We start from the raw sequence: 21,756 nt of genomic DNA, 5'->3' as shown, positions 1-21,756 counted from the left end.
GCCGAAGGGGCGGAGGCAGCGCATGGGCGAGCGTTTCACGATCGCGATCGTCGGGTCCGGGCCGGGCGGGCTGTCCGCGGCCGCGCGCGCGGCCGAGCGTGGCACGTCGCACGTGCTGCTCGAGGCCGAGCCGCACCTGTCCAACACGATCTACCGCTACCAGAAGGGCAAGTACGTGATGGACGAGCCGGCGATCCTGCCGCTGCGCTCGCCGATCCCGTTCGCGGCGGGCCTGCGCGAGACCATCCTCGGCGCGTGGGACGACGCCACCGCCAGGCTCAAGGTCAACGTGCGCCATGGCCACGAGGTCAGCGCGATCCAGCGCCGCCCCGACGGTGTCTTCGACATCCGGTGCGGCAACGGTGCGACGTTCGAGGCCGACGCGGTCGTGCTCGGCATCGGCCTGCAGGGCAACCTGCGCAAGCTCGGCGTCGCCGGCGAGGACCTGCCGTTCGTGCAGTACCAGCTCGACGATCCCGACGCGTACGAGGGCGAGACGATCGTCGTGGTCGGCGCGGGCGACGCCGCCATCGAGAACGCCATCGCGCTGGCGAAACAGAACAACGTCGTCATCGTCAACCGCAAGGACGAGTTCGCGCGCGCCAAGAAGGGCAACGAACAGGGCATCCTCAAGGCGATCGAGGACGGTCTCATCGAGTGCTACTACAACGCCGCGCCCGAGCGCGTCGAGGCGCTCAGCGCCGGGCGCAAGCCGGGGCGCATGATCCTCACCACCGAGAAAGGCCGCGCGCAGATCCTCGTCGACCGCGTCATCGCACGCCTCGGCGCGACCGCGCCGCGCGGCTTCGTCGAGGCCTGCGGCGTCACGTTCCCGAGCAAGGATCCGGCCTCGGTGCCTGCGATCAGCGCGCAATACGAATCGAACGTGCCGAAGCTCTACATCGTCGGCGCACTCGGCGGCTACCCGCTCATCAAGCAGGCGATGAACCAGGGCTACGAGGTGGTCGAGACGATCTGCGGCGACGTCGTCGAGCCGGCCGATGCGCCGCTGCTCAAGGCCAAGTTCGCGAGCCTGCAGGGCTTCGCCTCGCTCGAGCAGGCGCTCGGCCAGATCCAGCGCAGCGTGCCGGTGCTCTCGCACATCACGCCTCTGCAGATGCGCGAGTTCATGCTCGACTCGGACATCCGCACGCCGGCCGACGGCGAGGTGATCTTCACGCGCAACGACTACACGAACAGCTTCTACTCGATCGTCGAAGGCGAGGTGCGCGTCGCGATCGAAGGCCAGGCCGCGCCGGTGGTGCTGCGACGCGGCGAGTTCTTCGGCGAGATGAGCCTGATCTCGGGACGCCGCCGCTCGGCGACCGTCACCGCCGGCCCCAACTGCGTGCTCGTCGAGACGCCGCGGCGCTCGATGAACCGCCTGATCGCCTCGGTCGAGGCGGTCAAGCGCGAGATCGACCGCGTGTTCATCGTGCGCGCGATCCAGTCGCGCTTCGCGCCCGAGGCCAGCGTCGCGCAACTCGCCGAGATGGCCGAGGGCGCGACGCTCAAGCGCTACAAGGCCGGCGACATCGTGTTCCAGGAAGGCGAGGTCGGCGACTGCCTGCACCTCGTGCGTGTCGGTTCGCTGACGATCTCGCGCAACATCGGCGGCCGCGATGTCGTGCTGACCTACGTCGCGGCGGGCAACTACGTCGGCGAGATGGCGCTGATGGGCGAATCGCGCCGCTCGGCCAGCGCACGCGCGGCGATCGCGACCGAGACGATCCGCCTCGACGGCGACGCGTTCAAGCGCCTGCTCAACAGGATTCCCGTGCTCAAGCTGCGCCTGCAGAAAGAGTACAAGGACCGCACCGCCGCGAACCTCGCGATGCAGGCGCTGCCCGGCGGCGGCGACATCATCTCGTTCCTCATGGCGCAGGGCGCCGGCGAGGCGACCGACATCCTGCTCATCGACGAGTCGCTGTGCGTGCGCTGCGACAACTGCGAGAAGGCCTGCGCCGAGACCCACGGCGGCACCTCGCGGCTCGACCGCGAGGCCGGCCCGACCTACGCCGACGTGCACGTGCCGACCTCGTGCCGGCACTGCGAACATCCGCACTGCATGAAGGACTGCCCGCCCGACGCGCTGCGCCGCGCACCGAACGGCGAGGTGTTCATCGCCGACAACTGCATCGGCTGCGGCAACTGCGAGCGCAACTGCCCCTACGGCGTGATCCACATGGCCAGCAAGCCGCCGAAGAAGCCGGGCCTGCTGCAGTGGCTGCTGCTCGGCCGTGGACCCGGCCCCGGCGAGGCGCCGTACGATCCCGCCGCGAAGAAGGACGGCCAGGCCAAGAAGGCCGTCAAATGCGACATGTGCAAGGACCAGGCAGGCGGTGCCGCCTGCGTGCGCGCCTGCCCGACCGGTGCGGCGATCCGCATCAGCCCCGAGGAATTCCCGGCCTATGCGCAGTCGCGTCGCTGAGCCGAGCGATCGCGCCGTGACGCGCGACGCGACCTCGCGGCTTCGGCGCGCCGTGCACGGGCTCGCACGCGGAGGCGCGCCACCGCGCTGACGGCTTTTCGTTCCTCCCGCCACGTCGCCATCGCGCCACGGAGCCACGAGTGCACGCTTCCTTCCTCACCCACGCACGTTCGCGTTACCTCTGGATCGCGCTCGCCCTGTGCGTGGCGTCGATCACCGCGTACGTCTGGCACGACCCCGGCATCGCGCCGAACGGCGGGACCTGGCTCGGCTACACGCTCGGCACGATCGGCGCGCTGCTGATCGTCTGGCTCATGCTGTTCGGCGTGCGCAAGCGCAGCTACGCGAGCACGCTCGGCAGCACGCTCGGATGGCTGTCCGCGCACGTCTACCTCGGCACCGCGCTGATCCTGATCGCGCTGCTGCACTCGGGCTTCCAGTTCGGCTGGAACCTGCACACGCTCGCCCTCGTGCTCATGCTCGCGGTGATCTTCAGCGGCTTCTTCGGCGTCTATGCCTACCTGCGCTATCCCACGCTCATGACGCGCAACCGCGACAGCGCGACACGCGACGCGATGCTCGAGGAGGTCGCCGAGATCGACCAGAACGCGCTCGCGCTGGCCGACGGCATCGCGCCCGAGATCCACGCCGTCGTGCTGCGCTCGATCCAGAACACGCGCCTCGGCGGCGGCGTGTGGACACAGCTGCGCGCACGCGATGGCTCGGACCTCGCGATCGCCAAGGTGCGCCAGGCCATCGCCGAACGCGCCACGCAGTCGGGCGGCGCGGGCAAACCGCTGCAGGCCGGCCAGACCCTCGTCGCGATGGTCGACTTCCTCGCCGGTCAGACCGACGACCGCCAGACCGAAGCGCTGCGCAAGCTCATCGACATGCTCTCGCGCAAGCGCGCGCTGGCCACGCGCGTCGCGCGCGACATCCAGTACCAGGCCGTCATGGAGATCTGGCTGTACGTGCACGTGCCGCTGTCGTTCTCGCTGCTGGCCGCGCTGCTCGGCCACATCGTCGTCGTGTTCTTCTACTGGTGAGCGCCGTGCACGCCGACCTGCCCGTCCTGCATGCGCCCCACCCCGCCCCCACGGAGCCGACGCGATGCGCTGGCTGATCCGCCGCGTCCTGCGCAAGGGCAAGGGCTCGGTCTCCTACGAGGAGGACATCCACTACGGCGAGGTGCTGACGATCGGCCGCGCGTCAGACCAGGCGATCTTCCTGCCCGACCTGCGCGCCGCGTTGCGGCATGCGAGCGTGACGCCGACCGGCAGCGGCCAGTACCGCGTCGAGTCGCTGATCATCGCGGGCATCCGCGTCGACGGCCAGATCACCTACGCGACCACGGTCGGTGCCGGCGCCACGATCGAGATCGGCACGACGCGCATCACCCTGCTCGAGGCGCGCCAGGACTACGACGCCGCGGTCGAGGTCGCACCGCTCGACCGCAGCGAGCAGGCGGCTGCGAGCGCGCGCCGTGCCAAGCCGACCAGCCTCTCGCAGACCTGGCTCGCCAAGCGCTGGCCGTCGTGGATCGGCTTCCTCGCGGTGCTCGTGTTCGGGCTGCTGCTGCCGATGGCCTCGCACGTCGCCGCGCCGCTCGACAAGGCCCTGCGCGTCGCACCGCTGCCGAGCCTCGCCTCGTGGAGCAGCGGCGAACTCGATGCCGCGCATCACTTCTTCGGCCAGGACTGCCGCAGCTGCCACGAGAACGCGTTCCTCATGGTGCGCGACACCGCGTGCACGCGCTGCCACGCCGGTACGCCCGCGCACGCCGATCCCGCACGTTTCAACGTGCCCGAGCTCGGCGATGCGCGCTGCGCGACCTGCCACAAGGACCACAACGGCACGCGCGGCATGATCGACCGCGACCAGCGCCTGTGCGCCGATTGCCACGCCGACCTGTCCGTGCGCACGCAGAAGGCCAGCAGCCTGCCCGACATCCGCGACTTCGGCGTCGACCATCCGCAGTTCCACGTCAACCTGCCCGCCTGGGGCAACGACGGACGCTTCACGCCGAAGGTCACGCCGTGGAACGCGACGCTCAAGGAGAACTCGGGGCTCAAGTTCGACCACGCCGTGCACCTGAAGGGCGACGGCCTCAACACGCCGAAGGGCCGCAAGACGCTCACCTGCGCGAGCTGCCACACGCCCGAGCCCGGCGGCGCGGCGATGAAGCCGATCGCGTTCGAGACGATGTGCCGCGAATGCCATGCGCTCGGCTTCGACACCCTCGCACCGGACCGGCAGGTGCCGCATGCGAACGTCGGCGCGGTGGTCTACACGCTCGACGAGTTCTACGCGCGGCGCGCGCTCGAGGGCGGCTACGAGGATGCACGCGCACCGACCATCGTGCGCGAACGCCGTCGTCCCGGCTCGCCGCCGCTGTCGCGCCAGGAACAGGTCGAAGCGCTCGCATGGGCGCGCGACCGCGCCCGCGAAGCCGCGCGCACGTTGTTCACGGGCAAGGCCTGCGTGACCTGCCACAGCATCGCGCCGCCTTCGGGCCCCGACGGCGACTGGCGCATCGCGCCGGTGCGCGTCGCCGGGGCCTGGTACACGGGCGCAGGCTTCACGCATGCGCGCCACACGACGATGGCCTGTGCCGACTGCCACGCCGGCGCCGAGCGCTCGAAGGCCTCGAACGACCTGCTGATCCCGGGCATCGAGAACTGCCGCCAGTGCCACGCCGGCGGCGAGGCGCCCGACGGCAAGCTCGCGAGCACCTGCATCGCCTGCCACCGCTACCACCAGTCCGACATGCTGACCCTCGACCGGCGCCGATAGGCGGCCGTGTCGGGGCTGAGCTATGATCGCCGCGCCAGGGGTTACCGACTTGCCAGCTGTTTGCTAGCGACGGGAGGTACGATGGGGATCGTCAGGTTCGGCGCGCTCGTGCTGGGCGTTTCGCTGCTGGCCGCTTGCGGCGGCGGCAGCAATACGGTCGGCGATGGCGGAACCTCGCCGGGTCCCGATCCGGGCCCAGGCGGCGATTCGGGCTGCACGGGCTCCTGCGCCAACGCGAACTCGTTCCTGACGCCCGACGACCTGCGCACGATCATCGCCCAGGCCGTCGCCGAAGCGTCGGCGCAGAACACCCCGGCCACGATCACGATCGTCGACCGCGTCGGCAACGTGCTCGCCGCCTACCGCATGACTGGCGCGCGCCGCACCCAGCGCGTCGACTCGCAGCGCGGCGTGGACGGCGGCCTCGAAGGCCTCGAGATCCCGAGCGAACTCACCGCGATCGCCAAGGCGATCACCTCGGTGTACTTCTCGTCCGAAGGCAACGCGTTCACCTCGCGCACGGCCGGCCAGGTCGCGCAGGAACACTTCAATCCCGGCGACATCACGGCGCCTTCGGGGCCGCTGTTCGGCGTGCAGTTCTCGCAGCTGCCGTGCTCGGACATCAGCGCGCGCTTCGACGGCGTGGGCCCGAGCGCGGGCCCGCATCGTTCACCGATCGGAATCGCCGCCGATCCGGGCGGCGTACCGCTGTACAAGGCCGGCGTGCCGGTCGGCGCGATCGGCGTGTCGGCCGACGAGATCTACGGCGTCGACACGTTCGCCGGTGACGTCGACCGCAACCTCGACGAGTACATCGCGCTCGCAGGCACGTTCGGCTTCGCCGCGCCGACCGACCGTCGCGCCGACCGCATCACGGCCGGCGGCCTGTCGCTGCGCTTCACCGACGTCGAGTTCAACCAGCTCGCGCGCAACCCGGCCAGCGCGCCGGCGTTCGCGACGCTCGGACCCGGCGTCGGCGAGGTGTTCGCGATCCCGGGGTTCTTCAGCGGCACGATCTCGCGCGGCCTCGCGTTCGGCCAGGTCGAATCGGGCATCCGTCCCGATCCGGTCAACTTCCCGGGCCTCGACGCGTTCGTCGTCGACGACGGCACCGGCACCAACCGCTTCCCGCCGCGCGCGGGCACCGAGGCGACGGGCGCACTGACCGCGAACGAAGTGCTGGTGCTGCTGCGCGAGTCGCTCACGGTCGCCAACCGCACGCGCGCGCAGGTGCGCAAGCCGCTCGGCTCGCCGGCCGGCGAGACCATCGTCGTGGTCGATTCGAACGGCGTCGTGCTCGGCATCGTGCGCTCGCGCGATGCGCTCGTCGACGCGGTCGACGTGACCACGCAGAAGGCACGCACGGCGGCGTTCTTCTCGGGTGGCTTCGCCGCGGCCGACCTCGACGGCGTGGCGCCGGTCGCGCTGTTCGACGGCGCACTCGACCTCGCCGGCGGCCGCCTCGCACTGACCACCGCGACCACGCGCGACCCGTTCGCCTACGTGACCGCGCTGCGCGCGTTCGTGCCCGCGAACAACGCGCTCGCCGACGGTGCGGTCGCCTACTCGACGCGTGCGATCGGCAACCTGTCGCGGCCGTTCTATCCCGACGGCGTGCAAGGCCGTCCGCCCGGCCCGCTGAGCCTGCCGATCGCGCAGTGGAGCGTGTTCAACACGGGCCTCGAGCTCGACCTCGACTACACGCAGGCCGCGCTGTTCCTCGCGTTCTACCTGCAGCAGCTCGGCCTCGCGGTGAGCGTGGACGGCACCGACCTGCCCGCGCTCGGCGAAGCGCCGCGCAACTGCACCGGCATCGACCGCCTGCCCAACGGCATCACGCTGTTCGGCGGCGGCGTGCCGATCTACCGCAACGGCACGCTGGTCGGCGCGATCGGCGCCTCGGGCGACGGCACCGACCAGAGCGACCTCGTCGCGTTCCTCGGCCTGCACAATGCCGGCGTCTCGCTCGGCAACGGGGTCGGCAACGCGCCGACCGCGATGCGCGCGGACCGTCTGTCGCCGCAGGGCGCGCGCCTGCTCTACGTGCAATGCCCGCAATCACCGTTCAACGGGTCCAACGAGCAATACGTCTGCGAGGGCAAGTGATGCGCCACGCCGCATTCCGCACGAAAGCCCTGCTGCTCGCGACCACGGCCGCGGTCGGCGCACTCGCCGCGCCCGCGCTGCATGCGCAGGAGCTCAACGCGACCTGGCTGCAGCTGATCGGCCTGCTGCCCGCGCCGACCTACGATCCCTACGCCTCGCAGATCCCGCGCCGGCGACCGGGTCATCCGCCCGAGCCGTTGCCGATGTTCGTCGAGCAGAACCCCGGTGCGGTCAATCCCGCACCGGTCGACCAAGCCGGCAGCTTCGTGCCCGTGCCCGACCGCTGGCGCATCATGGAATCGCTCGGCGTCAACACGCCGTGGTACGACCCCTACAACCAGAACGTGCTCAAGGGCGACAAGCCCGTGTTCGGCGAGGACTGGTTCTTCGCGTTCACCGGCATCTCCGACACGCTGCTCGAGCCGCGCGGCATCCCGACCCCGGTGGGACCGCAATCGAGTCCCACGCCGGGCTCCAACGACGTGCTCGGCGACACCGACCAGGTCATCTTCGCGCAGACGTTCCTGACCAGCTTCCTGCTCTACAAGGGCGACACCGCATTCAAGCCACCCGACATCGAGTTCAAGGCCGCGCTCGCCTTCAATTACAACCGCGTGCAGACCGAGGAGGTGCGCGCGCTGCAGCTCGACCCGCGCCTGGGCAAGGTGCGCGACGACGGCTTCGTCGGCGTGCAGGAGCTGTTCGTCACGCGCGACCTGCGCACAGTGTCGGCGCGCTACGACGTCGACGAGGTGCGCGTCGGCATCCAGCCGTTCTCGTCGGATTTCCGCGGCTTCCTGTTCCAGGACAACCAACTCGGCGTGCGCTTCTTCGGCAACCGCGACAACAACAAGTGGCAATACAACGTCGCCTGGTTCCGTCGCCTCGAGAAGGATTTCAACTCGGGCCTCAACGACGTCACCGAGTCGCCGCGCGAGGACGACATCCTGCTCGCGAGCCTGTACCGCCAGGACTTCCCGTTCATCGGCTTCACCTCGCAGGCGATCGTCGCGTGGAACCGCAACCGCGAGGACGAGAGCTTCTACGACTCCAACGGCTTCATCCAGCGACCGGCCGCGATCGGCCGCGAGGCGCCGCGCACCTACGACGTCGGCTACATCGGCTACAACGGCGACGGCCATATCGGGCGCCTCAACCTCACCGTCGCGGCCTATCTCGCGCTCGGCGACCAGTCGGCCGGCGTGTTCGTGCCGCAGGGCACCGACATCCGCGCGGGTTTCTTCGCGGCCGAGGCGTCAATGGATTTCGACTGGACGCGCGTGCGCGGCTCGGTCGCGTGGGCCTCGGGCGACGACGATCCGTTCGACGACCGCTCGACCGGCTTCGACGCGATCTTCGAGAACCCGATCTTCGCCGGTGCCGACACGAGCTACTGGGTGCGCCAGAACATCCCGCTCATCGGCGGTGGCGGCGTCGCACTCGCCTCGCGCAACGGCCTGCTCGCGAACCTGCGTTCGTCGAAGGAGCAGGGCCAGTCGAACTTCGACAACCCGGGCATCCGCCTGGTCGGGCTCGGCGCCGATTTCGACCTCACGCCGCAGTCGCGCCTGTCCACGAACGTCAACCACCTGTGGTTCGACGACACCGCGATCCTGCGCGCCGTGCGCGCGCAGCCCAACGTTGACCGCGACATCGGCACCGACGTCTCGGCGGCGTGGATCTGGCGTCCGTTCTTCACCCAGAACGTCGTGTTCCGGCTGTCGGCCGCGACGCTGCTGCCGGGGCGCGGACTCAAGGATCTCTACGGCGACGACACCCGCTACTACACGGTGCTCGGCAACCTGATCTTCACGTACTGAGCTTCACCTGACTGGGGGACGCGAAGGCATGAAACGCATCGTCGCTGTGTTCGGCCTGCTCGCCGGCATGCTGGCTGCGCCCGCGTGGGCCGACAGCAGCAAGCCCGAGAAGGTCGAGCGCGAGTACGTCACCGCGCCGTCGGCCCCCGCATTCCAGACCTGGGAGCAGGCCGACGCGAAATCGGCCGGCTGCACGAGCTGCCACACCGCGACCGACCGCAAGACCATGCACGCGACGCCGGCCGTCGTGCTCGGCTGCACCGACTGCCACGGTGGCGACGCGAACGTGCGCGCTCCGGCCGGCGTGACCGAAGGCGTCGACTACCGCGCCGCGATCGACCGTGCCCACGTGCTGCCGCGCTATCCGTCGCGCTGGACCTCGGCGGCCAATCCCGAGCGCAGCTACACGTGGCTGCTGCAGGAGTCGCCCGAGTTCGTGCGCTTCGTGAACCCGGGCGACCTGCGCATCGCGCGCGAGGCCTGCGGCGCCTGCCACCTGCCCGTGATCCAGGCCAACGAGAAGAGCCTCATGGCCAATGCCGCGATGTTCTGGGGCGCGGCCGCGTACAACAACGGCATCCTGCCGTACAAGCATTCGATCCTCGGCGAGGCCTACAACCGCGAGGGCGAGGCCGTCAGCGTCGAGAACGGCATCCCCAACGACGCCGCGATGGACAAGCGCGGCATCCTGCCCAAGATCAGCCCGATGCCGTCGTGGGAGACGGTGCCGCCCGGCGACGTATTCCGCGTGTTCGAGCGCGGCGGCCGCAACGTCAACAACGTGTTCGCCGAGATCGGCCTGCCCAACGAGTTCGGCCAGATCCAGCGCCTCGAGGAACCGGGCCGCCCCGACCTCAAGCAGTCGTTCCGTGGTCCCGGCACGGCGCTGCGCGTGTCGATCCCGGTGCTCAACATCCACAAGACGCGCCTCAACGATCCCTTCATCTGGATGCTCGGCACCAACGACAACCCGGGCGACTACCGCTCGTCGGGCTGCAGCGCCTGCCACGTCGTCTACGCCAACGACCGCGACCCGCGCCACTCGGCGATCTACGCGAAGTTCGGCAACACCGGCACGAGCCAGACCGCCGATCCGACGATCCCGAAGGGCGTGTCGGGCCATCCGCTCAAGCACGAGTTCACGCGGGCCATCCCGACCAGCCAGTGCATGATCTGCCACATGCACCAGCCGAACATGTTCATCAATTCGATGCTCGGCTACACGATGTGGGACTACGAATCGGACGCGCCTTTCATGTGGCCGGCCGAGCAGCAGTACCCCGACGCCGAGAAGATGCGCAAGATCCTCGACCGCAACCCCGAGGAAGCGGCGATCCGCGGCAAGTGGGGCGACCCCGAGTTCGTCAAGGACGTCTCGCTGCTCAATCCGCAGCTCAAGGACACGCAGTTCGCCGATTACCACGGCCACGGCTGGAACTTCCGCGCGATCTACAAGCGCGACCGCAAGGGCAACCTGCTCGACAAGGATGGCGGCCAGATCGCCGCGAACGATCCCGACAAGTGGAAGAAGGGCGTGCACATGTCCTCGATCCACGTCGACGTCGGCATGCAGTGCGTGGACTGCCACTTCTCGCAGGACAACCACGGCAACGGTTATCTCAAGGCCGAGGTCATGGGCGCGGTCGAGATCCAGTGCCAGGACTGCCACGGCACCGCCGATGCCCTGCCCACGCTCAAGACCTCGGGCCCGGCCGCGTCGAGCTACGGCACCAACCTGCTGCTGATCCGCAACCCGGACGGCAAGAAGCGCTTCGAATGGGTCGGCGACTCGCTCGTGCAGCGCTCGGCGGTGACGCCGGGCCTCGAGTGGACGATGAGCCTCGTCAAGCAGACCACCGATCCGCTCTCGGGCGCCTACAACGAGAAGGCCACGCGCGCCCACACGATGGCGATGGGCACAGACGAACTGAAATGGGGCGCCGACGTGCCGGCCGACCAGCGCGCGCACTCCGAGGACAAGATGCTCTGCTACGCCTGCCATACCTCGTGGACGACGAGCTGCGGCGGCTGCCACCTGCCGATCCAGGCCAACTGGAAGACCGAACGCCACAAGTACGAGGGCGGCTTCACGCGCAACTTCGCGACCTACAACCCGCAGGTCGCGCGCGACGAGATGTTCTTCCTCGGCAAGCACGGCGGCATCAAGGACGGCAAGATCGCGCCGGTGCGCTCGTCGTCGGCGCTGGTGCTGTCCTCGACCAACATCAACCGCGAGAAGATCTACATCCAGCAGCCGCCGGTGTCTTCGGCCGGCTACAGCTCGCAGGCGTTCGCGCCGCACTACCCGCACACCGAGCGCAAGACCGAGACCAAGGACTGCGAGGACTGCCATCTCTCGCGCGCCAACGACAACAACGCGATCATGGCGCAGCTGCTGCTGCTCGGTACCAAGTTCGTCGACTTCGTCGGCTACAACGCCTGGGTCGGCGGCGACGGCGAGATCAACGCCGTGCGCGTGACCGAGTGGGACGAACCGCAGGCCGTGGTCGGCAGCTACCTGCACAAGTACGCCTACCCGGACTGGTTCAAGGAACACGAGCAGCGCGACCTGCGCCTGCCCGAGGCGCAGCAGCACGCGGCCGGCACCGCATCGTGCCTGCAGCTGCGCGGCGAGTACGTGTTCGTCGCCGAAGGCCGCAACGGCATGCGCGTCTACGACGTCGCGAGCATCGCGAACAAGGGCTTCTCGCAGAAGATCGTCACGGCGCCGTTCTCGCCGCTCGGCCAGGACACGCGCATCGCGTCGAAGGATGCGACCTGCGTCGCCATGGCGACCACGCAGCCGGTCGCGCCGTCGCGCAACCAGGGCGAGCTCATGCGCGGCCCGAACGCCGAGCAGCCGATGCACGCGGTCTACAAGTACGCGTTCATCACCGATGCCGAAGAAGGCCTCATCGCGACCGACATCGAGACGCTGGCCGACGGCGAGGCGCGCAACAACGACCTGACCCGCGCGATGACCTGGAACGCCGGCGGCGTGCTCAAGGGCGCTCGCCACCTCGCGATCGCGGGCACCACGATCTACGTGATCGCCGATGCCGGCGTGGTCGTCGTCGACGTCGACGACCCGCTCGCGCCGAAGCTCGTCACGACCGTGCCGATCAGGGACGCGCGTGCGAGCCAGGTGCAGTTCCGCTACCTGTTCGTCACCGCGGCCGATGGCCTGCACGTCGTCGACGTGACGCGCCCCGAGGCTGCGCGTGAAGTGCCCGGCGCATTCCTCGCCCTGCGCGATCCGCACAAGCTGCACGTGGCACGCACCTACGCCTACGTCGCCAACGGCGCCGAAGGCCTCGCGATCGTCGACGTGACGAATCCCGAGAAGCCGTCGCTTTACCAGATGTTCAGCGCCAACGGACGCATCGCGGATGCGCGCGACGTGGTCGTCGCGACGACCAACGCGTCCCTGTTCGCCTACGTCGCCGACGGTGCGCAAGGACTCAAGGTGCTGCAACTGACCTCGCCCGAGACGCAGCCCAACTTCTACGGCTTCGCCCCGGAGCCGAAGCCGCAGCTGATCGCGTGGTACCCGACGGGCAAGCCGGCGCTGTCGCTGTCGCGTGGCCTCGAGCGCGACCGCGCCGTCGACGAGAGCGGCCACCAGGTCGCGATCTTCGGCCGCATCGGCTCGCGTCCGTTCACGCTCGAGGAAAGCCGCCGCCTGTACCTGCGCAAGGACGGCACACCGTGGTACGTCAGCAACGATCCGTCGGTGCGCGCGACGACGGCGGACGTTCCGGCGCCCTCGCCTGCCACGACGACCACCTCCACGACATCGTCGACGCGCGCAACGCCGATGACCCACGCGACGAAGCCGGCCGCGCCGATGCGGTGACGGCCCACCGAAAGAATGGGGTCAGGTTGATTTGTCCGTTGACGTGATCGCACCGCAGCCTGGGGTCAGGTTCATTTGTCCTGCAGTGTCCGTCGCATGTGCGATCGCTTCGTGGGACAAATGAACCTGCCCCCATCTCATGAACCTGACCCCATCTCATGTCATCGGACGTCACCCCGCGACGTGCTTCGTGGTCCCGTGGCCGTGCCGTCGGACTTCGTGATCTCCGCACCGTCGGTCCGATTGCCTGAATCGCAGCCCCTTCGGCGCGACGACGCTTGCACGATGCGGTCACGCTTCGCGGCTACACTCGCCCGATGCCCTCACGTCACGCCGCACCGCTTGCGACCGGTGCCCATCCGCAACTGCGCCTGCTGGCCCAGCAGGCCTTCAGCCGTACCGCCGGCGCGCCACTGATCGGCGGCAATGACGTCGACCTGCTCATCGACGCCGAAGCCAACTTCGAGGCCTGGCTCGCCGCGATCGCCTCCGCGCAGCGCAGCGTGCTCATGGAGAACTACATCTTCCGCGACGACGCGCTCGCGCAGCGCTTCCGCGATGCGCTGGTCGAGCGCGCGCAGGCAGGCGTGCACGTCTGCGTGATCCGCGACTGGCTCGGCTGCCTCGGCCAGTCGCCGGCACGCTTCTGGCGCCCGCTGGTCGCCGCGGGTGGCGAGGTGCGCACGTTCAACGCACCACGGCTCGCGAGCCCGTTCGGCTGGCTCTCGCGCGACCATCGCAAGCTGCTCGTGGTCGACGGCGAAATCGGCTTCGTCTCGGGCATCTGCGTCAGCGCGAAATGGCTCGGCGACGAGGCACGTGGCATCGCACCGTGGCGCGACACCGGCGTGGCCTTGCGCGGCCCCGCGGTACGCGAGCTCGTGCACGCGTTCGCGGACAGCTGGTCGCGCGTCGGCGCGCCGTTTTCGGACGCGATCCTGTCCGCGGCCAACGGCGAGGCACCGCCGCCGGTCGGCGACATCGACGTACGCGTGGTCGCGACCGTGCCGAACGCGGCAGGCCTGTACCGTCTCGACCAGCTCATCGCCGCGATGGCGCGCCATCGCCTGTGGCTCACCGATGCCTACTTCGTCGGCGTCGCGCCTTACGTTCAGGCACTCGCCGCCGCTGCGCGCGACGGCGTCGACGTGCGCCTGCTCGTGCCCGGCACAAGCGACATCCCGGCCGTCGGTGCGCTGTCGCGCGCCGGCTATCGACCGCTGCTCGAGGCCGGCGTGCGTGTCTACGAGTGGAACGGCTCGATGCTGCACGCCAAGACCGCGGTCGCCGACGGGCGCTGGGCACGCGTCGGCTCGAGCAACCTCAACATGGCCAGCTGGGTCGGCAACTGCGAGATCGACGTCGCCGTCGAGGACGAGGATTTCGCCAGGCTCATGGAGGAGCAGTACGAGGCCGATCTCGAGAACGCGACCGAGATCGTGCTGCGCGAGCATCGTCGCGACCGGCGTCGCCGGCGCGCCCATCTCGTGCAACGCCAGGGTGGAGGCGGCGGAAGTTCCGGACGCGCCGCCGCGGGCGCCCTGCGACTGGCCAATACGGTCGGCGCGGCGATCACCAACCGACGCGTGCTCGGCCAGGCCGAGAACGGCGTGCTGGTCGTCGGTGCCCTGCTGCTGCTCGTGCTGTCGATCGTCGCGTTCGCGTGGCCACGCGTGCTCGCATGGCCGCTCGGTCTGCTCGGCGCGTGGTTCAGCCTCGGCCTGCTCGCGCGGTGGCGCGAGGCACGGCGTTCGCGGTCCCCTGCCCCTCGCGCCGATACCGACTGATCACTCCTTCGGCGGCAGCACGACGATCGTGAGCCAGAAGTTCTCGATGCTGCGGATCACCTCGATGAACTGTTCGAACTCGACCGGCTTGGTGATGAAGCAGTTCGCGTGCAGGTCGTAGGCGCGCAGCAGGTCCTGCTCGGTGCGCGAGCTCGTCAGCACGACGACCGGGATGTGCTTGAGACGCGGATCGACCTTGATCGCGGACAGTACCTCGCGCCCGTCCAGCCTCGGCAGGTTGAGGTCGAGCAGGACGAGGTCGGGTTGCGGGGCGTCCTTCCACGCGCCTTCGCGACGCAGGAACGCGAGCGCCTGCTCGCCGTCGTTGACGACGTGCAGGCGGTTGCGGATGTGGCCTTCGGCGAAGGCCTCGCGCGTGAGGCGTACGTCACCCTCGTTGTCCTCGACGAGGAGGATCTCGATCAGGCGACCGCCCAGCACGGTGTCATGGCTCATGTGAGGTCCTGTACGGCGGGTAATGTGAAGTGGAACGTGCTGCCGGCACCCTCGTCGGATTCGACCCAGATCGTGCCGTCGTTGCTTTCGATGATCTTGCGACAGATCGCGAGTCCGATGCCCGTGCCCGGGTACTGCGTCCGCGTATGCAGGCGCTGGAAGATCGCGAACACGCGCTCGCGGTGCTGCGGAAGGATGCCGATGCCGTTGTCGGCGACCGCGACGCGGCAGGATGCGCCGTCGCACGATGCGGTCACGCGGATCACCGGCGACGCCTCGCCGCGGAACTTGAGCGCGTTGCCGATGAGGTTCTGCATGACCTGGGTCAGCTGCGCGGGGATCGCGAGCGCCTCGCAGTCGGCATCGATCTCGACGATGGCGCCCGTCTCGGCGACCGCTTCCTGCAGCGCGTCGGTGGCCGCCTGCGCGGTGCGCGCGATGTTCGTCGGCACCGGCGACGCCCCCGAACGCCCGACGCGCGCATAGGCGAGCAGGTCCTGGATCAGGCGCTGCATGCGCGTCGCGCCGTCGACCGCATACGCGATGAAGTCGTCGGCGTCGGCATCCAGCCGCCCCCGATAGCGACGCGAGAGCAGCTGCACGTAGCTCGCGACCATGCGCAGCGGCTCCTGGAGGTCGTGCGAGGCCACGTAGGCGAACTGTTCGAGGTCGGCGTTGGAGCGCTCGAGCTCGCGGGTCTTCTGCACCAGCACGGCCTCGGCGGTCTTGCGCTGGGTGATGTCGCGCAGGAACGCGGTGAAGAAGGTCTCGTCGTCGCTGCGCCACGCCGACAGCAGGATCTCGAGCGGGAACTCGCCACCGTCGCCGCGCAGGCCCGACAGCTCGACCGCATGCCCGATGACGTGCGCGGGACCACCGGCGAGCACGCGTTCCAGGCCGTACTGGTGGGCATCGCGGAAGCGCTCTGGCATCAGCCGTGTCAGCGACTCGCCCGCCATTCGCGCGGCATCGACGCCGAACATCAGCGCCGCGGCCGGATTCATGTAGAGCACCCGCCCCTTGCTGTCGGCGGTGATGATGCCGGCGTTGGCGGTCTCGGTGATCGCCTGCTGCGCGCGCTCGCTGCGGCGCAGCTCGGCGGTCATGAGGCTGGCGAGATGCATGGCGCGTGCGCGATGCCCCGCCAGGATCCAGGTGATCGCGAACAGCACCAGCGAGGCAAGAAGTCCACCGGCCAGGACCTTCGACGAGAGTCCCGAGGTCGCCGCCGCCACCGCGGCGGGCCGCAGCTCGCCGTGCACGGTCCACGTGCGCCCCGGCAGCTCTACCGGCTGCGACGACACCGTTCCCGACGCGTCGAAGTCGGCGTCCTCGAACAGCGGCGGCGCGTCGGCGGTGGCCGCGTCGTCGACGATCCGAAGGGCGAGGTCGGGCTGGCCGACGTCGGCCAGCGAACGCGCGACGACACGCGCGACGTCGACCGATGCGTAGACGAAGCCACGATCGCCGTTGCCGCCGTAACCCGACTGCACGGGGGCGATGACGACGAACCCGACACGCTGGCGCGGATCGTGGAAGCGCGTGAAATCGATGCGCGGCGACACCCGCGCATGACCGCTCGCGCGCGCGAGCCGTATCGTCGACAGGTGATCCGGATCGGCGGCGATGTTGTAGCCGATGGCCTGGCGCACGACGCTGTCGTCGGGACTCACGTAGATGATCGGGATGGTCTCCTCGGCGGGTGAGTCCGGCCACACCATCACGGCCTTGCCGTCGACGGAGACGCTGCGCACACCGGCAGCGTCGGTCGAGACCGGCAGCGAACTGGTCGCATGGCCGGCCGCGATCACGCCCACGAAGCGCTCACGCAGGTTGACGCTTCCGAGGTAGCGCGACCACTCGTCGGGCTCGACATGATCCGACGCCTGAAACAGGCCCACGAGCCCGTCGATGAGCGCGATGGGACTCTGCGCATTCGCGGCGACCGCGCCGGCGAAACGGTCGACGGCCGAAGCGGCCTGGGACTCCACGTTCGCGATCGCCTCGTCGACCGTGACGCGCCACAGCAACGCCGTCGTGCCGAGCGACAGCACGAGCACGGCGCTCGCGACGACGAGGCCCGTGCGGTCGCGCACGGGCTCCAGCGGGCGACCGCGCGCATCCTTCGCGGCATCCACCCGGCTGCGCAGGCGCACCGACGCGATCAGGCCCAGCCCAGCGAAGACGAGCACGAGCGCGCTCGGCAGGCGCATCGTGCCCGTCATCGACGCCGACAGGTGTTCGGGCAGGTCGCCCGACAGCGCGAACGCGCCGAACAGGCCCAGGGCGGCGCCGATCGCTCCCGAAAGCCCGAGCAGCATGTGCCGGCCCCATTGCGCCGGTAACAGGCCGTCGAGCACGAGTGCGGCGCCGATGCAGAACAGCCCCGCGGCGACATTCTGGGTGATCGGCGTCGTGTTCGAGGCGTCCCACGGCGATGCCGAGCCGGAAACGATGAACGTGACGAGTTGCGTCCCGCAGGCCAGCGCGACGATCGCGCCGCAGACCACCGCACCGTGGCGCCGCTGCGGACGCAAGCGGAACGCGAACGCAAGCGCGACGAGCAAGGCGAGCAACGCCGTCGCGGGCCGGATCTGCAGCACCTCGTCGCCGGTCACGGCGTGCCACGCGAACGCCCCGGTCGCGATGACGACCAGCGCCGCGATGCAGCTCACGTACACCGGATCGTGGCGGAACGCCGTGGCGAGCGCGCCTTTCAGCCGACGACCCCGCGGCCTCCAGCAAGCTGGACACCCTGGGCGAATCGCGCCGCGTCGACCGGCTTGCCGAGCAGATAGCCTTGCGCGAGGCGGCAGTCGAGACCGTGCAGGAAAGCGAGCTGCGCCTGCGTCTCGACGCCTTCCGCGACGACTTCGAGGCCGAGGTTGCTGGCCATGGCGACGATCGTGCGCACGATCGCCGCGTCGCGCTCGTCCTCGACGACGCCGGCGAGGAAGCTGCGGTCGATCTTGAGCAGGTCGACCGGGAAGCGACGCAGGTAGGCCAATGAACTGAAACCCGTGCCGAAGTCGTCGATCGCGACCTTGACTCCGCGCGCGCGCAACGCCGCAAGCGTGCCGCGCGACTCCCCGCTCTGCATGACGTGTTCGGTCAGCTCGACGACGAGTCGCCACGCGTCCAGCCCGCTCGCCGCGAGCGCACGTGCGACCACGCCGTCGAGCTCCTCGCTCGAGGACTGGTGCGAGGACACGTTGACGGCGATGTGCAAGGCCTTGCCGCCAACGAGCGGCCAGGTGGCGGCCTCGCGGCTGGCCTGCTCGATCACCCACGCACCTATCGGCACGATCAGGCCAGACTGCTCGGCGACCTCGAGGAACTGGTCCGGCGCGAGGCGTCCGCGTGCGGGATGGTTCCAGCGCAGCAGTGCCTCGGCGCCGGCGAGCCGAGAGCCGTCCACCTCGAAGATCGGCTGGTAGAACAGCTCGAACTCGTCGCGTTCCAGCGCCTGGCGCAGGTCGTGCTCGAGCGCGACGCGCTCGAGCGCCGCGCTGTTCATCTGCGCGGAATAGAACCGGAACGTGTTGCTGCCGACGCTCTTGGACTGGTACAGCGCGGTCTCCGCGCACTTGAGCAGCGCGGCGGGTTCCTCGGCGTCGATCGAGAACAGGCTCATGCCGACGTTGGCACCGAGGTAGAACTGCTTGTCGTAGATGCGCCCCGGCTTGCCGACCGCCTCGATCAGCTCCTCGGCGATGCGTGGCGTATCCATGATCGCGTCGGTCTCGGTGAGGATCACCGAGAACTCGGCGCTGCCCGTGCAGGCGAGGAACACGCCGCGCGGCAGCACCTCGCGGATGCGCGCGACCGCGGAGCCGAGCACCATGTCGCCGATGTCGTGGCCGTGCAGCTGATTGATGCGGCCGATGCCACTGGGCGCGATCATCATGACCGCGGCGTCGTGGCCACGTCGATGGCAGGCCGAGACGGCCTGGCTCAGCTCCTCGAGGAACATCTGCCGGTTCGGAAGGCCGGTCACGCCATCGTGCGTGGCGAGGTAGTCAAGGCGTTCCTGCACGAGCTTGCGCTCGACCGCATAGCGCAGCGTGCGCGCGAGCGAGGCACGGTCGAGGGCGTTCTTGACGATGTAGTCCTGCGCGCCGAGCTGGATCGAGCGCAGCGCGAGCGCCTGGTCGTCGAGGCCGCTCATGACCACGATCGGCATGAGCGGCGCAGCACGCTGCAGCGCGCTGACCGTGTCGATGCCCGACGAATCGGGCAGGCCCGGGTCGACGAGCGCGATCGTGAAACTGCCTTCGCCGACCAGTTGCAGCGCATCGGCGAGGCGCGGCGCCGTGAAGAACTCGATCTCGGGCTGGGCGAGCAGCTCGCGCACGAAGCGCACGTCGGCCGGATTGTCCTCGACGAGCAGCACGCGCCATGCGCCGAGGCGCTCGGCGCTGGTTCCCTCCGGCAGCGACACGACCGACAACCAGAAGTTGCCGACGCTCTGCATGACCGAGAGCAGCTGGTCGAGATCGACCGGCTTGCGGATGTAGCAGTTCGCGTGCGAGGCGTACGCGCGCACGATGTCGTCGTTGGCGACCGATCCCGTCAGCACGATGACCGGGATGCGCGCCAGCTGCGGATCGCTCTTGAGCAGCTGCAGCAGCTCGTGACCCGACAACCCCGGCAGGTTGAGGTCGAGCAGGATCAGGTCGGGACGCGCGTGATGGGCGTGCATGCCCTCGCGGCGCAACAGGATGAGCGCCTCGCTGCCGCTCGACGCGACGCGCAGGTTGTGCAGCAGCTTGCCGTGACGCAGCGCCTCGACGACGAGGCGCACGTCGCCGGGGTTGTCTTCGATCAGCAGGATCTCGAGAGGCCGCGACGTGGCGCCCGCGATCGTGAATCCGCCGTCCACCATTGCCTGTTTCCCCATTCCCCCGCACCGCCACGACACCTGCCGCCCCATGGCGACTTGTGGAAATGGCGGCACTTTACCGATGTTATCCGGGCGGCCGCCTGTGCGAAACCCTTCGACGCACCAGCCATCCCCCGATGGCCAGCGGCGCCGGAACCGGGCAGACTCCCTGCCCCGCTCGCGGTCACCCTGCGTCGACCCGAAGCCCAACCTTACCAAAGCCGACGGCTTTTAAGCGATGCCCGAAACGCCTTCCGACGCTTCTCCCCGCCACGTGTTCACGCCATCGTCATTGAACAGGCTCGCGCGCGACCTGATCGAGGACGCACTGGGCTCGATCTGGATCGAGGGCGAGCTGTCGAACGTGGCGCGCCCGGCGTCGGGGCATCTGTACTTCACGCTCAAGGACAGCGCCGCGCAGGTGCGCTGCGCGATGTTCAAGCCGCGCAGCACCTGGCTGCCGTTCCGTCCTGTCGACGGCATGCACGTGCTCGTTCGGGCGCGCGCGAGCGTCTACGAGGCGCGTGGCGAGTTCCAGGTCGTCGCCGAGCACATGGAGCTCGCTGGCGAAGGCGCGCTGCGACGCGAGTACGAAGCACTCAAGGCCCGCCTCGAGGCCGCGGGGCTGTTCGATCCCGCGCGCAAGCGGCCGTTGCCGGCGCGCCCGCAGCGCATCGGCGTGATCACCTCGCCGAGCGGTGCCGCGGTACGCGACGTGCTGCACGTGCTGGCGCGCCGCTTCCCGCTCGTCGACGTCGAGATCCTGCCCGTGCCCGTGCAGGGCCGCGAGGCACCGCCGGCGATCGTCGCGATGCTGCGCGCGGCCTCGGCCGCGGCCCGCCACGACGTGCTGCTGCTCGCACGCGGTGGCGGTTCGCTCGAGGATCTCTGGGCCTTCAACGACGAGGGCGTCGCCCACGCGATCGCCGCGTCCGCGATCCCGGTCGTGTCGGCGATCGGTCACGAAACCGACTTCACGATCGCCGATTTCGTCGCCGACCTGCGCGCGGCGACCCCGTCGGCCGCGGCCGAACGGCTCGTGCCGGACCGCGACGAGCTCGCGCGCCACCTCGCCGGCCATCTCGCCTGGCTCGGCTCGCGCATGAAGCGTCGCCTCGAAGCCTCGAGCCAGCGCCTCGACCACCTGCACGCACGCCTGCAGGCGCAGCGCCCGTCGGCACGCCTCGCACGCGGCGCGCGCCAGCTCGACGAGGTCCAGGCGCGCCTGCTGCGCGCCATCGAGGCGGCCTCGCGTCGCGTGCGCGTGCGCCTCGACGGCTCCGGTGCGCGGATGCGCGCCGCACATCCGCGCAAGCGCCTCGACGAGGCCACGCGCCGCGGCACGCTTGCGCGGCGTGCACTCGAACAGGCGACGCTGCTCGGCCTGGACCGTCGCCGCCGCCATCTCGCCGAACTCGCGCGCACGCTGCACGCCGTGAGTCCGCTCGCGACCCTGTCGCGCGGTTACGCGATCCTGCTCGAGCCCGAGACGCGCCGCGTCGTGCGCGGCATCGGCGAGGTCCGTGCGGCCGGCCGCGTCACCGCGCTGCTCGGCGACGGCGAGATCGCGCTCAGGACCGACACCGACTGAGCACGCGCCGCCGATACACGGCACAATGCCCGGA

At 69.7% G+C, this 21,756-nt stretch carries 11 protein-coding genes; 8 read left to right on the top strand and 3 right to left on the bottom strand.

Features of this window, described 5'->3' with window-relative positions:
• Window positions 1-22: 22 nt before the first annotated feature.
• The 7 genes from ACQQ2N_RS15355 to ACQQ2N_RS15325 all read left to right on the top strand — a co-directional run bounded on the left by ACQQ2N_RS15355 (window position 23) and on the right by ACQQ2N_RS15325 (window position 14,793).
• Window positions 23-2,431: a cyclic nucleotide-binding domain-containing protein gene (locus tag ACQQ2N_RS15355; RefSeq protein WP_440222450.1), complete on the top strand. Its 2,409-nt coding sequence runs from the start codon at window positions 23-25 to the stop codon at window positions 2,429-2,431.
• Window positions 2,432-2,571: 140 nt separating this feature from the next.
• Window positions 2,572-3,477: a hypothetical protein gene (locus tag ACQQ2N_RS15350; protein WP_440222449.1), complete on the top strand. Its 906-nt coding sequence runs from the start codon at window positions 2,572-2,574 to the stop codon at window positions 3,475-3,477.
• Window positions 3,478-3,541: 64 nt separating this feature from the next.
• Window positions 3,542-5,224, top strand: coding sequence for a cytochrome c3 family protein (locus ACQQ2N_RS15345; protein WP_440222448.1), 1,683 nt, complete (start codon window positions 3,542-3,544; stop codon window positions 5,222-5,224).
• An 81-nt stretch (window positions 5,225-5,305) separates the two neighbouring features.
• Window positions 5,306-7,330 carry a heme-binding protein gene (locus tag ACQQ2N_RS15340; RefSeq protein ID WP_440222447.1) on the top strand — a complete coding sequence of 675 codons (2,025 nt, stop codon included), beginning with the start codon at window positions 5,306-5,308 and terminating at the stop codon, window positions 7,328-7,330.
• Window positions 7,330-9,150, top strand: coding sequence for a hypothetical protein (locus tag ACQQ2N_RS15335; protein WP_440222446.1), 1,821 nt, complete (start codon window positions 7,330-7,332; stop codon window positions 9,148-9,150). The genes ACQQ2N_RS15340 and ACQQ2N_RS15335 overlap by 1 nt, the downstream gene beginning before the upstream one ends.
• A 28-nt stretch (window positions 9,151-9,178) precedes the next feature.
• On the top strand, window positions 9,179-13,006 hold the full coding sequence (locus ACQQ2N_RS15330; RefSeq protein ID WP_440222445.1) for a hypothetical protein: 3,828 nt from the start codon (window positions 9,179-9,181) through the stop codon (window positions 13,004-13,006).
• 317 nt (window positions 13,007-13,323) lie between these two features.
• Entirely contained in the window at window positions 13,324-14,793 is a 1,470-nt protein-coding gene (locus ACQQ2N_RS15325; protein ID WP_440222444.1) for a phospholipase D-like domain-containing protein, read from the top strand.
• Here ACQQ2N_RS15325 and ACQQ2N_RS15320 read toward each other — a convergent pair whose 3' ends face one another.
• The 3 genes from ACQQ2N_RS15320 to ACQQ2N_RS15310 are packed head-to-tail and all read right to left on the bottom strand — an operon-like array spanning window position 14,794 to window position 20,149.
• Window positions 14,794-15,249 carry a response regulator gene (locus tag ACQQ2N_RS15320; protein ID WP_440222443.1) on the bottom strand — a complete coding sequence of 152 codons (456 nt, stop codon included), beginning with the start codon at window positions 15,247-15,249 and terminating at the stop codon, window positions 14,794-14,796.
• The gene (locus tag ACQQ2N_RS15315) at window positions 15,246-17,924 is read right to left on the bottom strand and encodes an ATP-binding protein (RefSeq protein ID WP_440222442.1); all 2,679 of its coding nucleotides are present in this window, start codon (window positions 17,922-17,924) and stop codon (window positions 15,246-15,248) included. Before ACQQ2N_RS15315 ends, ACQQ2N_RS15320 begins: the two co-directional genes overlap by 4 nt.
• 41 nt (window positions 17,925-17,965) lie before the next feature.
• Window positions 17,966-20,149 (bottom strand): EAL domain-containing response regulator, encoded by a 2,184-nt coding sequence (locus tag ACQQ2N_RS15310; protein ID WP_440222441.1) that lies wholly within the window; start codon window positions 20,147-20,149, stop codon window positions 17,966-17,968.
• Window positions 20,150-20,369: 220 nt separating this feature from the next.
• Between ACQQ2N_RS15310 and xseA the strand changes: the two genes are divergently transcribed.
• Window positions 20,370-21,722: an exodeoxyribonuclease VII large subunit gene (xseA, locus tag ACQQ2N_RS15305; protein ID WP_440222440.1), complete on the top strand. Its 1,353-nt coding sequence runs from the start codon at window positions 20,370-20,372 to the stop codon at window positions 21,720-21,722.
• Window positions 21,723-21,756: the final 34 nt, after the last annotated feature.

It is taken from the genome of Dokdonella aquatica (genome assembly GCF_051987395.1).
Classification (GTDB): Bacteria; Pseudomonadota; Gammaproteobacteria; order Xanthomonadales; family Rhodanobacteraceae; genus Dokdonella.
The sequence above is the reverse complement of the archived record's forward strand: the minus strand, read 5'-3'. Positions and strand labels throughout refer to the sequence as shown.

Bases quoted from the DNA above. Each gene is read 5' to 3' on its own strand.
- ACQQ2N_RS15355 (WP_440222450.1), top strand. From the start codon at position 23: ATGGGCGAGCGTTTCACGATCGCGATCGTCGGGTCCGGGCCGGGCGGG.
- ACQQ2N_RS15345 (WP_440222448.1), top strand. From the start codon at position 3,542: ATGCGCTGGCTGATCCGCCGCGTCCTGCGCAAGGGCAAGGGCTCGGTC.
- ACQQ2N_RS15340 (WP_440222447.1), top strand. From the start codon at position 5,306: ATGGGGATCGTCAGGTTCGGCGCGCTCGTGCTGGGCGTTTCGCTGCTG.
- ACQQ2N_RS15335 (WP_440222446.1), top strand. From the start codon at position 7,330: ATGCGCCACGCCGCATTCCGCACGAAAGCCCTGCTGCTCGCGACCACG.
- ACQQ2N_RS15330 (WP_440222445.1), top strand. From the start codon at position 9,179: ATGAAACGCATCGTCGCTGTGTTCGGCCTGCTCGCCGGCATGCTGGCT.
- ACQQ2N_RS15325 (WP_440222444.1), top strand. From the start codon at position 13,324: ATGCCCTCACGTCACGCCGCACCGCTTGCGACCGGTGCCCATCCGCAA.
- ACQQ2N_RS15320 (WP_440222443.1), bottom strand. From the start codon at position 15,249: ATGAGCCATGACACCGTGCTGGGCGGTCGCCTGATCGAGATCCTCCTC.
- ACQQ2N_RS15310 (WP_440222441.1), bottom strand. From the start codon at position 20,149: ATGGGGAAACAGGCAATGGTGGACGGCGGATTCACGATCGCGGGCGCC.
- xseA (WP_440222440.1), top strand. From the start codon at position 20,370: ATGCCCGAAACGCCTTCCGACGCTTCTCCCCGCCACGTGTTCACGCCA.